Annotated in this window: 14 protein-coding genes and 1 pseudogene; 7 read left to right on the top strand and 8 right to left on the bottom strand. The window is 49.1% G+C overall.

The window, feature by feature from the left end:
• The first annotated feature begins 2 nt into the window (after positions 1-2).
• The 3 genes from AC9UEP_RS03160 to AC9UEP_RS03150 are packed head-to-tail and all read left to right on the top strand — an operon-like array spanning position 3 to position 1,881.
• The gene (locus AC9UEP_RS03160; protein ID WP_509543929.1) at positions 3-173 is read left to right on the top strand and encodes an alpha/beta hydrolase; all 171 of its coding nucleotides are present in this window, start codon (positions 3-5) and stop codon (positions 171-173) included.
• 3 nt (positions 174-176) lie between these two features.
• Entirely contained in the window at positions 177-1,052 is an 876-nt protein-coding gene (locus AC9UEP_RS03155) for a DMT family transporter (protein ID WP_509543927.1), read from the top strand.
• 13 nt (positions 1,053-1,065) lie between these two features.
• Positions 1,066-1,881 (top strand): undecaprenyl-diphosphate phosphatase, encoded by an 816-nt coding sequence (locus AC9UEP_RS03150; protein WP_509543925.1) that lies wholly within the window; start codon positions 1,066-1,068, stop codon positions 1,879-1,881.
• Here AC9UEP_RS03150 and era read toward each other — a convergent pair.
• The 6 genes and pseudogenes from era to AC9UEP_RS03120 form a co-directional block, all read right to left on the bottom strand.
• Positions 1,868-2,785, bottom strand: coding sequence for a GTPase Era (gene era / locus AC9UEP_RS03145; RefSeq protein WP_509543923.1), 918 nt, complete (start codon positions 2,783-2,785; stop codon positions 1,868-1,870). The two genes, AC9UEP_RS03150 and era, sit on opposite strands and share 14 nt — an antisense overlap.
• Positions 2,786-2,817: 32 nt before the next feature.
• Complete coding sequence (gene dprA / locus AC9UEP_RS03140; RefSeq protein WP_509543921.1) at positions 2,818-3,690, bottom strand: DNA-processing protein DprA; 873 nt, start codon at positions 3,688-3,690, stop codon at positions 2,818-2,820.
• A gap of 60 nt (positions 3,691-3,750) precedes the next feature.
• Complete coding sequence (rnhB, locus tag AC9UEP_RS03135; RefSeq protein ID WP_509543919.1) at positions 3,751-4,356, bottom strand: ribonuclease HII; 606 nt, start codon at positions 4,354-4,356, stop codon at positions 3,751-3,753.
• Positions 4,357-4,363: 7 nt separating this feature from the next.
• A complete protein-coding gene (gene lepB, locus AC9UEP_RS03130; protein ID WP_509543917.1) occupies positions 4,364-5,017 on the bottom strand; it encodes a signal peptidase I in 654 nt (217 codons plus the stop codon).
• A gap of 205 nt (positions 5,018-5,222) precedes the next feature.
• A pseudogene (rplS, locus tag AC9UEP_RS03125) lies at positions 5,223-5,564 on the bottom strand (50S ribosomal protein L19); the annotation flags it as partial.
• A gap of 113 nt (positions 5,565-5,677) precedes the next feature.
• Positions 5,678-6,442, bottom strand: a complete 765-nt coding sequence (locus AC9UEP_RS03120) for an inositol monophosphatase family protein (RefSeq protein WP_509543915.1) — start codon at positions 6,440-6,442, stop codon at positions 5,678-5,680.
• Between the two features lie 61 nt (positions 6,443-6,503).
• Here AC9UEP_RS03120 and sepH point away from each other — a divergent pair, with 61 nt between their 5' ends.
• A complete protein-coding gene (gene sepH, locus AC9UEP_RS03115; protein ID WP_509543913.1) occupies positions 6,504-7,319 on the top strand; it encodes a septation protein SepH in 816 nt (271 codons plus the stop codon).
• Here the strand turns inward: sepH and AC9UEP_RS03110 are convergent.
• On the bottom strand, positions 7,316-8,404 hold the full coding sequence (locus AC9UEP_RS03110) for an alkaline phosphatase family protein (RefSeq protein WP_509543911.1): 1,089 nt from the start codon (positions 8,402-8,404) through the stop codon (positions 7,316-7,318). The genes sepH and AC9UEP_RS03110 overlap by 4 nt on opposite strands.
• A gap of 50 nt (positions 8,405-8,454) precedes the next feature.
• Here AC9UEP_RS03110 and AC9UEP_RS03105 point away from each other — a divergent pair, with 50 nt between their 5' ends.
• From AC9UEP_RS03105 to AC9UEP_RS03095, 3 genes are read left to right on the top strand one after another with little or no spacing between them, the layout of a single operon-like run.
• Positions 8,455-9,363, top strand: a complete 909-nt coding sequence (locus AC9UEP_RS03105) for a pseudouridine-5'-phosphate glycosidase (RefSeq protein WP_509543909.1) — start codon at positions 8,455-8,457, stop codon at positions 9,361-9,363.
• A 4-nt stretch (positions 9,364-9,367) separates the two neighbouring features.
• On the top strand, positions 9,368-10,273 hold the full coding sequence (locus AC9UEP_RS03100; protein ID WP_509543907.1) for a carbohydrate kinase family protein: 906 nt from the start codon (positions 9,368-9,370) through the stop codon (positions 10,271-10,273).
• Between the two features lie 26 nt (positions 10,274-10,299).
• Positions 10,300-11,826: a DNA gyrase/topoisomerase IV subunit A gene (locus AC9UEP_RS03095; protein ID WP_509543905.1), complete on the top strand. Its 1,527-nt coding sequence runs from the start codon at positions 10,300-10,302 to the stop codon at positions 11,824-11,826.
• Between the two features lies 1 nt (position 11,827).
• On the opposite strand, the gene AC9UEP_RS03090 is transcribed toward AC9UEP_RS03095, so the two are convergent.
• Entirely contained in the window at positions 11,828-12,586 is a 759-nt protein-coding gene (locus AC9UEP_RS03090) for a class I SAM-dependent methyltransferase (protein WP_509543904.1), read from the bottom strand.
• Positions 12,587-12,642 lie beyond the last annotated feature (56 nt).

Raw genomic sequence — 12,642 nt, 5'->3', positions numbered from 1 at the left:
CGCTGCTCTCTGATAGCGAGAAATATGCTGAGGCGCTAAGAAAAGCTGGCGTCACAGTGCAATACCGCAAGTATGAAGGAATGATTCATGGCTTTTACTCAAATATGGGTATCACACCTACATCAGCCACAGCAATTGATTTCGCTGCCGCTGAAATCAGAAAGTTGATCTAAGTAGTGTCAAGACGCGGTTGGTTCCTTTTTATCTTAGTTGGCTTCCTTTGGGGTATTCCTTACCTATTTATTAAGGTTGCCGTAGATCCCGATAATGGATTTACGCCAGCAATCGTCGTCTGTCTGCGAACCGCAATTGGCGCAGCCATTTTGATTCCGATTGCAATCAAGCAGAAACAACTCATACCCGCCATTCGTGGGATCAAATATGTTGCGCCCTACGCACTCTTAGAGATGATCGGGCCCTGGATTCTGATTGGCACCGCCGAACAGAAGATTTCATCAGGGCTTGCCGGACTACTCATTGCCTCTGTTCCGATCTGGGCGACCATCTTTGCATCTATGCAAGGTGATAAAACAGTCTGGCATCGCACGCGATTAGCAGGGTTGGTACTCGGTTTCATCGGACTTGTTGCAGTTGTTGGTATTGAAAGCATTAAGGGAAGCTCTGATGCCCTCTCCATCTTTATGGTGCTAGTAGCTGCAGTGGGTTACTCATATGCGGTGATGATGGTGCAACGGGCGCTGCCAGGTGTGTCAGGCATTGCAATCAATGGCGTGGCGATGGCGATTTCGGCGCTCTTCTATCTTCCCTTCACCATTGTTCAGTGGCCAACACATGAGATTTCAACTGCTGCAATTAACTCAATTATCGGTCTTGGAGTTCTTTCGACCGGGGCGGCATTTGCTGCCTTCTTCACACTTGTATCGATTATTGGCGTTGCCCGCGGATCACTGGTGACCTATCTCAATACCGCTTTCGCAGTAGTTCTGGGTGTGCTTATTCTCGGTGAACCACTGACAATCGGAATGGCGCTAGGTCTGCCGTTGGTATTGATTGGTTCTTACTTCGCGAGCCGAAAGCCAGTAACTAAGTAATTCGCGCCATAATGTGACAATGCTTGAAGCGCTCTTCCTTGGTTTAGTACAAGGTCTCACTGAATTCATTCCAGTTTCCTCCAGTGCTCATATCCGAATCGTTGGTGAGCTCTTGCCGAATGCCAGTGATCCTGGCGCTGCCTTCACCGCAATCACTCAGATTGGTACCGAGCTGGCAGTGCTGCTCTACTTTAGAAAAGATATCTTAAAGATAATCCGCGCCTGGATTTCACGCGATGGTTCTCCGGAAGCGCGCCTTGGAAAGCTGATTATTATTGGTTCTCTTCCCATCGTTGTACTCGGTTATCTCGGACAGGATTACATCACCAATCACTTTAGATCACTCTGGATTGTTGCCACCACCCTCATTCTCTTTGGTCTCATCCTGGGCTTTGCAGATCGCATTGGCAAACGAGAAAAATCATTAGATGTCCTAAATTCCAAAGATGGCATCGCCTACGGCCTGGCCCAATCTCTTGCACTGATTCCCGGTGTTTCAAGGTCCGGTGCAACGATTGCGCTCGGAAGATTCCTTGGATACAAACGAGACGCAGCCTTGCGTTACTCCTTTTTGCTCGCAATTCCGGCGGTATTTGGAAGTGGGCTCTATGAGTTAAAAGCCGCCATGGGAGATTCAACGGTCTCGGTCTATTCCATGCCAGAGATTTTGGCTGCCACAGTTGTCGCATTTATCGTCGGCTATAGCGTTATTGCTTGGCTGATGAAATTTATTGCAACCAAGACCTTCACACCATTTGTTATCTATCGCGTATTACTAGGTTGCGCACTCCTTATTGCACTTGCCACCGGCGCACTTAGCGCTCAATAAAACCAAGTCTTTCCAGTAACTTAGGATCGCGCTGCCACTCCTTGGAAACTTTCACGTGAAGACCAAGAAATATTCTTGCCCCAAGTTCACGCTCGATATCTTTTCGAGCTCGCATTCCAATATCTTTAAGGCGCTCTCCTTGATGACCCAAGATGATTCCGGTCTGTGAATCGCGCTCAACGTGAATCGTTGCGTGGATATCAAAAAATGGGCGGCTGCCCTTCTCTTCCCGCTCTGACATTTCATCAATGGTGACCATAATCGAATGCGGAAGCTCTTCCCGAGCATCGCGCATGGCAGCCTCACGTATGAGTTCGCAGATGAGTTGTTGAATTCCTTGATCACTTTTCATATCTTCTGGATAGAAGGCAGGTCCAGCAGGAAGGTTCTTTCCAATGAGCTCTTCCAGCAAATCTATCTGTTCGTGAATGGCAGCAGAGATGGGCACAATTTCATCCCATGTGAATCCTTTGGCAAGTTCTGAGATGCCAAGTAACCGGGTAGCGATATTTTTCTTTGATACTAAATCAGTTTTCGTCACAAGTGCGAATTTCTTCGCCCGTGGATGCTTAGCAATTTCAGCAGCGATAAATTCATCGCCAGCACCAGATGTCTCATCAGCTGGCAGACACATCATCACAATATCGACGGAATCCATACTTTCATTGACTACCGCATTAAGGCGATGGCCGAGCAAAGTCTTTGGTTTATGCACTCCCGGAGTATCAACGAGCACTGCTTGAAATTCTGGGTCATTTACAATTCCGCGAATTGCATGGCGAGTGGTATTTGGATGCGGAGAAGTAATCGCGATCTTGCTACCGACTAGGGCGTTGATGAGAGTTGATTTTCCAGTGTTAGGGCGCCCAACTATTGCGACAAAGCCGGAACGGAATTCACTCATACGCATATTCTCTCACTTCACACGAGCATTACCTAAAGGGCGGAAATCAACTCCATTGCATCGGCAACTGATGTCACCAATTCAGCCGCACGTTCTCCAATAAGTCGATGGCACCCTTCCGATGATGGCGAACTAATTGGACCAGGAATTGCCATGACCGGACGCAATAGCTCTGCGGCATCACGGGCGGTGCGCAGTGATCCGCTTCTAAATGCAGCTTCGACAACGAGTGTGCTCAAGGACAACGCTGCAATGAGGCGATTGCGGATAAGAAATCTATGTGGCATCGCATTGACGCCCGGCATTACTTCACTGATGATCGCACCGTTTTCACAAATCTCATCAAAGAGTCGTGCATTACCGGCCGGATACTGCACATCAATGCCGGAAGCAATCACGGCAATCGTGCGACCTTCTGCAATCAACGCTCCGCGATGGGCGGCGGTATCTATTCCATATGCTCCCCCACTGATGATGTCCCACTCTCGATCGACAAAGCCTGCCGCAAAATCACCAGCTAAACGCACGCCATACGGTGTTGGATTTCTTGTTCCCACAATGGCAAGGGAGGGATTGTTCAGAATAGAAATGTCGCCTTTCACAATCAGGCCCAGCGGCGGGATTGCTAATTGATTGACGCGCGTGGGCCAGCTGAGATCTTCGGGAGTAATGAAGACGCCACCTGATTGCGCAATTGCGGCAAGTGATTCATCTGCGCTAAAGGCGCTGATGCTCTGAGTAATTGCGCCATATTTTGTGGCGTCATAGACACCCAGTGCCAGATGCTCATAGACCATTGCGATGCCAAATTCATTAACTTGGCGCGCCCAGTAAGTATTTCCAGCTTCGATGGCGCTAAAAAGTGCCAGTCTCTGTATCTTCACATCATCTGTAAGTAGGCGCATGTGGGCACCGTAGTTGCACCAGCTGCTCTAAAACCAAAGCAAATGAAGTGCTGTGTAAAACTATCCGAACAGGGCTGCAATATTTGAAAACGACCTGCGATGTTCTACACATGGTCCATGTTTCACCAGGGCTGCCGTATGTGCTGCCGTGATATAGCCCTTATGCCCGGCAAAACCGTATTGCGGATATTTCTTATCGAGTTCAATCATCTCGCGATCACGCGTGACCTTGGCGATAATGGAGGCCGCGCTAATTGCCGTCACTACCTGGTCACCTTTCCAGACTGCCACATTAGGAATAGCTAGCCCTTGGATTGGATAACCATCGGTTAGCACGTAGGCGGGTTCAATGGAAAGCCCTTTCACTGCTCTGCGCATGCCGTCGAGATTGGCTGCGTGCACACCCCGCTCATCAATTTCTGGCACCGAGACCCGAATGATGCAAACACTTGCAGCCAATTCCATGATGACATCAAATAACTCTTCACGTTTCTTCTCGGAAATCTCTTTTGAATCTCGCACCGCCGCAAACTCTGGTGCCGATGGATCATGCAGAATTACTGCTGCAATCACAAGTGGTCCAGCACATGGGCCACGTCCTGCCTCATCAACACCGGCAATGGGAGAAATACCTGCGGCCTGAAGTAACTCCTCAATAGCCTTCATCGAGATATTATTTAATTGGATTTTGAGATGAGATGATGTCAATATTTTTAATCGGCCAGATAATGGCGTAGGCGCGACCAGTAATTCTTGATACCGGAACAAATCCGTTGTTGACATCATCTTGGTGATAACGAGAATCAGCAGATGCCGAGCGATGATCGCCCATCACCCAGATCTTGCCTTCCGGAACTTTGATATTAAAGTCCATCTCACTAGCTTTATTTCCAGCAAAGATATAGGGCTCAGTTGTCTCTTTGCCATTAATTGTTAGCTTGCCACTCTTGGAACAACAGATGACGTTATCTCCAGCCACGCCGATAACACGCTTAACTAAGTATTGCTTTGCTGGATTAGGGAGCACGCCTACTAAGACGAGCCCTTCTTTAATCTTGGCCACAATTCTATTTTCACCAAGAGTAAATGGCTCTGGCAACCAATTATCCGGATCTCTAAAGACGACAACATCGCCACGGTTAATATCTTTGGATATAAAAGGAAGCTTATTTACCGCCACCCGATCTTGAATCTGAAGTGTGTTCTCCATTGAGCCGGACGGAATGAAGAAAAACTGGACAAGGAGTGTCTTAATCAGAAGTGAAACAGCGAGCGCAACGATTACAAGAATCGGGAACTCACGAAGGACTGAGCCCTTACGTGACATATGAGTGAAGTTACTCGGCAGGCTTTTCTTCAGTCGCTGGTTCTTCAGCAACTGCTTCTGCTACAACTTCTTCAACCACTGCTTCTGCAACTGGCTCGGTCACTACGACCTCTTCCACCACTGGGGCTTCAACTACTGCTTCTGCAACTACTGGAACCTCAGCAATTGGAGTGGAAAGAATTCCATCGCCGTAGCCTTCAATGCCATCGCGCTTTTCGCGGATCTTGGCAGCCTTACCGCGAAGCTCGCGGAGGTAGTAAAGCTTGGCGCGACGTACATCGCCCTTCTTTACCAGTTCAATCTTTTCAATGACTGGTGTGTGAACTGGGAATGTGCGTTCTACGCCAACGCCGTATGAAACTTTACGAATTGTGAAAGTTTCGCGAACTCCATCACCTTGGCGACCCATAACGATTCCCTGGAAGACCTGGAGGCGTGACTTGCTACCTTCGATAACGCGGACGTGGATTTTTAGCTCATCGCCAGCACGGAACTGTGGAATGTCCTTGCGGAGTGAGACTGCATCTACAACGTCGAGAATGTTCATCTTTTTGAGTCCTGTTCATTACCTAATCAATTAAGCACGGGTATCGCCGTGCAGAGCACCTATCTTGCCATAGAAGGGGCCTTGAGCGTAAATCGGCTATTTGCCCCAGCGAATTACGCGGAGAAACCGAGAGTTGCCACCAGCTGCTGGTGCAGATGCGGACCAGCGGCCACCGTGATTTGTTGGGGCACTTTGCCATACTGGGCAAATTTTGCGCCAGCCTCACGAGCAATTAATCCACCGGCAGACCAATCCCATTCCTTTAGCCCGGCCTCGTAATACCCATCGAGTGCGCCCATCGCCACATGACAGAGATCAACTGCGGCAGCGCCATTGCGACGGATATCGCGGGCGATAGGTACGAGCTTTGCGAAGTCTGCTAACTGCGTCACGCGATGTGCCACATCGTATTGAAAACCTGTAGCAATAAGTGCACGCTCTAAGGCAATTGGCTCATTACAGCGAATCGGATGCGAGTTATAGAAGGCACCACCGCCAAGGGTTGCCCACCAGGTTGAGTTAATTGTTGGCGCAGTCACAACTCCCACAATGACACCATTCTTATCTTTGGCCGCAATCGAAACATTCCATCCTGGAAGGCCGTAGAAATAATTGACAGTGCCATCAAGTGGATCGATAACCCAGGTAATTCCTGAATTTCCCTCGATGCTCGCCCCTTCTTCCCCAATAATTCCATCATCGGGGCGGGCGGCCAGCAGTGATTGCACGATAAATTTCTCAGCCTTAATATCCATCTGGGTAGCGAAATCGATTGCCGTTGACTTGGATTCAACTTCAAATGCCATCGGTCGATCCAGCAAAAGCGCCCCGGCTGCTGCGCCGACTTTCTGGGCTAAGGACAACAATTCGCCATACATACTCGCATCTTAGACGGTCTAGCTATCCAGAAAATGCTCCCCTATCGGATATTCTCACCTCATGACCGAGCTTCGCCTTACCGGCAAATCTGAGGATGGAAATCATCTATCACTACTTGATAATCAAGGTGGCGAGTTCTCACTTCGGATTAGCGACACTCTTCGCGCAACGATTAATCAACAACGGCTGAGCTCCGTTCCCAATGTCGATGCCAACGAAACGATGTCGGTAAAAGAGATTCAGCGCCGACTACGTGCAGGTGAGAGCATGGAACAAGTCGCCCGCGAAGGCCACCTCACTCTTGAAAAAGTAGAGCGATTCTCTGGACCTATTTTGCAAGAGCGCGAATACATCCTTGATCGCGCACGTGAACTAGTGATGCGTAAAGACGTTCACCGCATCGAAATGACATTTTCCGATGTTGTAATCGCCAAACTTGCTCCACGCGGTGTCGATATTGATCAGATTTCCTGGAACACCTGGCGACTACCTAATGGCACCTGGCATATCGAACTCTCTTACCCAAATCGTGATGGCAACGGAGTTGCCACCTGGAACTTTGATTTAGCTCGCCGGGCACTTGATGCCAGCGATGCTAATGGTGCTTGGTTAATTGATGAAGATGCGCCAGCTCAACCAGTCTCATCTGGAATCATCCACTCTGAACCAACGCATCCCTCACGTATTGCTGAGATTCTTGAAACTCTTCCGATCGAGAAGATTGCCGAGAAGATTGAAACTCCTCGCCTTGCCGTAATCCGTGAGACCCCCACACCAGCGGACTCCCAAGACGGAATTACTGCTCGAGCAAAAGTTCCATCATGGGATGAAATTATGTTCGGTCACAAAGCGCAAGAAAAGCCAGAAGAAAACTAGTTAACAACTCTTACTAAAAGCGGCACCGAACTCTCAATTTCCGAATCTCCGCCGTGATGGCCCACCATCTCACCCTCTTTATCTGCCCGCATCGGATCAAGTAAGACCAGGCCATCTTGAGCAATAGCAATCACATCACCTGCGCGCTCTGCCGCAGCTTGCGAAACTTCGGCGCCAAAGAGTCCTGATGCAATTGCGGTTGCGCGAGAGTGCAGCATTACTTTCTTACCAAAGAACTCACTCCATCTATTAATTACTTCAGACAAAGCCTGCGGTGAATCAGCCTTGTCCCCCAAATATAAATGGCGTGCTCGAGGTTCGCCAGCAATGACGGCAATATCAGTCAGTAACTCGTTGTCTTGTCCCAGCACAACTTTCTCACCCACATTAATCATTCCGTGGTCTGCCGTGACCCAGATTCTGGTTCCGCGCGGTACTTGCTCAATGAGTAGCGCCACCAACTGATCAATACTTGTCAGCGCAGCCAGCCATTTATCCGAGCCCACGCCATCTGAGTGTCCGGCTGAATCAAGATCATTGACATAGAGATAGACAAATGAGGGGCTCACTTTCAAAGCATCGATTGTCTCTATTAATAAATCACTGGTGATATTTGCACCCTTGTAATGCGCGCCGCGAAAAACTGCGCGCGTAAAACCAGAGTTTTCATATCGTTTAGCCGCCACGTGTGTGGTGGTAATTGCAACTGCCATCCCTCGTTCAAAGAGCGTGGGAACTGGCTGCCAAATAACTGGGTCAACTCGTTCATCCCATTTAAGTGTGTTAAGTATTCGTCCCCCACTGCGCGGAACTTGCACGGTGTAACCAAGCATTCCGTGGGTGCCAGGCATTTCACCGGTTGTCAGCGTTGCCAGACTCGTAGCTGTTGTTGATGGAAATGATGTCTGCACGGTGGCATGGGAGACAAGTGAAGCCAGGGTCGGTGCCACATTTGCATACGTTGCTAATACATCTGCCCCACATCCATCGATCAGAAAGAGGAGTTCGCGACCTGATGGAGATTGTCCGGCACTGATTGAATCTATAGCTGTCTCTAGCCCCAATGAAGAAAAGATTGATGGCATGATTTGCGACAAGTGCACCGATGTATCTTCTCACGAGTATTGTTGCGGCTATGAATTCACTCGGCTTCGTGACCTCCCCTGAAGTAGCTGCGGCTCTCTCAGCCGGTAAACCGGTAGTTGCCCTTGAATCCACAATTATCAGCCACGGATTGCCACGGCCTTCCAATCTAGAGGTTGCCCGAGAAGTGGAGAAAATCGTCAGATCTCATGGTGCTACGCCCGCTACGATCGCAATTCTTGATGGAAAAGTATGTATTGGACTTACTGATGAGCAATTAGTCGCCATTGCTAATCGAGATGACATTGCTAAGGCTTCCAGTCGCGACCTTGCAATCATCACTGCTTCACATAAGAGCGCGGCAACCACAGTCGCTGCTACTGCTCACCTTGCAGTGCTGGCTGGCATTCATGTATTTGCAACAGGTGGACTCGGTGGGGTGCATCGTAGAGCAAACGAATCTTTCGATGAATCTGCAGATCTCACTGCCCTAGCAAATTTAGACATTACTGTTGTCTGTGCGGGAGTTAAATCGATTCTCGATGTCGCAGCAACACTTGAACGACTTGAAACGCTTGCAATCGGCGTCGTTGGATATAAGACAGATAAATTCCCCGGTTTCTATCTCACTGATTCTGGCTTCATGCTAGAACATCAAGTTGATTCCGCTCCGGATATTGTAAAGATAATTCATGCCAGGAAATCACTGAAGACCAATAAGCGCGCATTGATTGTGGCTAACCCAGTTCAGAAAGAGATGAACCGGGCTCGTCACGATGTAATTCTCAAGAGCGGTCTAGCAGGTGCTGCTCGGGATGGAATCATTGGAAAAGCAGTCACCCCATATTTACTGGAGCATTTTCACACCGCATCTGAAGGTGAATCTCTTCAAGTCAATATTGAAATCATTAAGTCCAATTCGGCCTTAGCCGCAGATATTGCCGTAGCTGCATCACAATAATCCGATGACTTCCAAGGTTCTCTGCATCGGTGATGTCATGCTAGATGTCGTCACCAAAATATCGGTGATGCCCTCTGAAATTAACTATGGCAGTGACACCTCTGCCAAGATTTCTACTCATGGTGGTGGGGCTGCGGGCAATGTAGCCTCCTGGCTCACACGAGCAGGTGCGCAGGCGACAATTGTCGGACATGTAGGAAATGACACTGTGGGTTCAGTCCTCGTTGCCGAGTTCGATGCACTTGGAGTTAAACACAATAATCTTGTAGTAGAAGACGGGCAATCAGGAGTCGTTGTAGTGCTGGTGGACCCCACGGGAGAACGAACCATGCTCCCTGACAATGGCGCTAATTCCGGGCTACAGCTCAGTGACCTTCCACCATTAGATGATTTCGACGCAGTCTATATTTCTGGATACGCACCGCTAGACCCATCATCGTTACCTGGAATTAAAGAGATGATGAGAAAAATCCGAGAAGTAAATATCCCAATCTATTTTGATCCAGCATCTGTAGGCGGGATGAAGGCAGTTGGCCTGGCTGAAATAAAATCATGGCTACCTCACATGAGTGTTTTAATTCTTAATGAAGAGGAGTCAATTTATCTCACCGGCGAAACAGAGTTAGAGATAGCGCTAGATGTGCTGTTAGGACCGTGCGAGACAGTGGTCATTAAACGGGGATCTCATGGGGCGCTAGCTAAATCTCGTGCTGGAGTTATGGTTTCTGTGGATGCGCTGCAGGCAGTAGTTGTTGATACAACTGGCGCTGGAGATTCTTTTGCGGCTGGATTTATTTCCCACTATGCAAGTAATCGGGATTTATCTGGGGCGTTAAAGGCTGGCGTTGAGATTGCGGCCCAATGTGTTGCAATCGTTGGGGCTAGACCGCGTGTAGGTACCAAGGTTTAGCACAATGCCTTGGCAGAATACGCGCCATGGCAACGAAGAAGGCAGCAGCTCCTAAAAAGACGGCAAAGCTGGCCGGACCAAAGCCGGGCGAATTTCCAGGCAAGATCGTTGATATCGATGTCTCATCCGAAATGTCAGAATCATTTCTGGAATATGCCTATTCCGTTATTTACTCACGCGCACTTCCTGATGCACGAGATGGTTTAAAGCCTGTACATCGTCGCATTCTGCATCAGATGGCAGATATGGGTCTTCGCCCTGAGCGCGGACATGTAAAGAGCGCGCGCGTAGTTGGTGAAGTGATGGGTAAGTTGCACCCACACGGTGACTCAGCAATCTATGACGCACTCGTTCGGATGGCGCAATCTTTTTCTATGCAGTTGCCCCTGATTGACGGCCACGGAAACTTTGGCTCACTCGATGCCGGCCCAGCTGCGATGCGTTATACCGAAGCCCGTCTTGCCCCCACCGCAATGGCGATGGTGGCCGAAGCCGATGAGAACACCGTTGATTTCGGTCCAAACTATGACGGTCAATTAGCTGAACCCCTTGTACTACCCGCGGCCTTTCCTAACTTGCTTGTTAACGGCGGTTCTGGAATCGCCGTAGGTATGGCGACAAATATGGCCCCCCACAATCTGGGTGAAGTAATCGCTGCCACCAAGTTCTTAATTGATAATCCCAAGGCAACGCTGAATCAATTGATGAAGCATGTGCCGGCACCTGATTTTCCAACCGGTGGCGAAATTGTTGGCCTGGAAGGTGTTCGAGAAGCCTATGCCACAGGCAAAGGTTCCTTTAAAGTGCGCGCAACAACCGAGATTTCCAAAGTCACATCTCGCAAAATGGGAATTGTTATCAAAGAACTTCCATTTAATATCGGCCCCGAAAAAGTTGTGGAACGTATTGCCGACCTTGCTAAAGCGAAGAAGATTCAGGGAATTTCCGACATCATCGACTTAACTGATGGTCAGACCGGTACCAATGTTGTGATTGAACTCAAGAATGGTTTTGAGCCAGAAGATGTTCTAGAAAAGCTCTTCAAGCTCACTCCGATGGAAGATGCTTTTGCGATTAACGCGGTAGCACTGGTCAAGGGCAAGCCACAAACGCTTGGCCTGAAAGAGCTGCTGCAGGTCTTTATCGATCACCGCATCGAAGTTGTGCGCCGCCGCTCCGAATTTCGAAAAGCAAAGGCAGAAGACAGACTCTCACTCGTTGATGGACTTCTGAAAGCAATTATCGATATCGATAAGGTCATCAAGATTATTCGCGGTAGCGATGATGCCCCGGCTGCGAAAGAAGCTTTGATTAAAGGTTTCAAACTCAATGACGAACAAGCCACCTACATTCTAGATATGCCGTTGCGCCGGCTGACCAAGATGAGCAAGCTCGAACTTGAAACTGAATCAAAAGAGCTCAAAGGGGTCATCACCGCACTTGCTACTTTACTTAAGAGTGAAGAAGCGATCCGCAAGCAGGTTTCCGATGAGCTCACCGCGGTAAGTAAGGCATTTGCTACCCCACGACGTACCCGAATCGGGAAAGCGTAAATTACTTAGGTCGGATGACCGCAGTACCCTTTTCGTGCTCAAGAAATTCCACAATATGTGTCGGAATTCCAGCAGCAAACTTATTCGCTAACTCCTTCTCGCCATCGCGGCCAGCATCATCTAGGACAACAACTGCCTTGGCGCTCAGTTTCTTGAGTAGCTCGGTGAAGGCTGGGTGACGCGCCTGGCCATCGGCCGTTGCTGGCGGCCCATCGATAAAGAGCAGATCAATCTCGGAGATATCGGAAAATACCGAAGTCTCATACCAACTATTACCTGATGCATGTGGGGTAAGGGGTGCCACACGTATTTCTACATTGGTAATTCCATGGCTATCAAGTAAGTGGCGGGTCTTGGCCGCATACTCCGGCGAGTTATCAATGCTGATCACGCGAGCATGCGGAGCGCTCTTGGCAAGGACCAGCGTAGAAACACCAGATCCTAAATCAACAATGGTGCGAATATCAGAGCTACCTGCGCTGTGCACCAAGGTAAGAAGCACATCAGGAGAAGCTGCCCAGCCACGTGTTGGCGGGATGGGTGCATCGAATGCAAGCAAGTTCAGTAACTGCGCATAGAACTCACTCTGGCGATAATCGGCGCGGGCTGTGATATTTACTTCGCGCACACTCTTTCGCAGCTCTTTCTCACTTTTGATGAGTTGGTTGAGTTTGGCGCCCAGTTTCCTGCTCAATCGAATCTGATATCCAAGAAATACCAGGGCTAGCAATAGGAGTGCAAGGAGCGTGAGGTTAAACATGGTTCTGAGTGTACGGGGCGCGAAATGCCAAGGTAAATACTGTGGGAAGATACGCC

The organism is Candidatus Planktophila sp., assembly GCF_040402315.1.
In the GTDB taxonomy this organism is placed as follows: domain Bacteria; phylum Actinomycetota; class Actinomycetes; order Nanopelagicales; family Nanopelagicaceae; genus Planktophila.
The sequence above is the reverse complement of the archived record's forward strand: the minus strand, read 5'-3'. Positions and strand labels throughout refer to the sequence as shown.

Coding starts and splice junctions, on each gene's coding strand:
- AC9UEP_RS03100 (WP_509543907.1), top strand. CDS start 9,368: ATGACTTCCAAGGTTCTCTGCATCGGTGATGTCATGCTAGATGTCGTC.
- lepB (WP_509543917.1), bottom strand. CDS start 5,017: ATGTCACGTAAGGGCTCAGTCCTTCGTGAGTTCCCGATTCTTGTAATC.
- AC9UEP_RS03120 (WP_509543915.1), bottom strand. CDS start 6,442: ATGTATGGCGAATTGTTGTCCTTAGCCCAGAAAGTCGGCGCAGCAGCC.
- rnhB (WP_509543919.1), bottom strand. CDS start 4,356: ATGAAGGCTATTGAGGAGTTACTTCAGGCCGCAGGTATTTCTCCCATT.
- AC9UEP_RS03095 (WP_509543905.1), top strand. CDS start 10,300: ATGGCAACGAAGAAGGCAGCAGCTCCTAAAAAGACGGCAAAGCTGGCC.
- era (WP_509543923.1), bottom strand. CDS start 2,785: ATGAGTGAATTCCGTTCCGGCTTTGTCGCAATAGTTGGGCGCCCTAAC.
- AC9UEP_RS03090 (WP_509543904.1), bottom strand. CDS start 12,586: ATGTTTAACCTCACGCTCCTTGCACTCCTATTGCTAGCCCTGGTATTT.
- AC9UEP_RS03105 (WP_509543909.1), top strand. CDS start 8,455: ATGAATTCACTCGGCTTCGTGACCTCCCCTGAAGTAGCTGCGGCTCTC.
- sepH (WP_509543913.1), top strand. CDS start 6,504: ATGACCGAGCTTCGCCTTACCGGCAAATCTGAGGATGGAAATCATCTA.
- AC9UEP_RS03110 (WP_509543911.1), bottom strand. CDS start 8,404: ATGCCATCAATCTTTTCTTCATTGGGGCTAGAGACAGCTATAGATTCA.
- dprA (WP_509543921.1), bottom strand. CDS start 3,690: ATGCGCCTACTTACAGATGATGTGAAGATACAGAGACTGGCACTTTTT.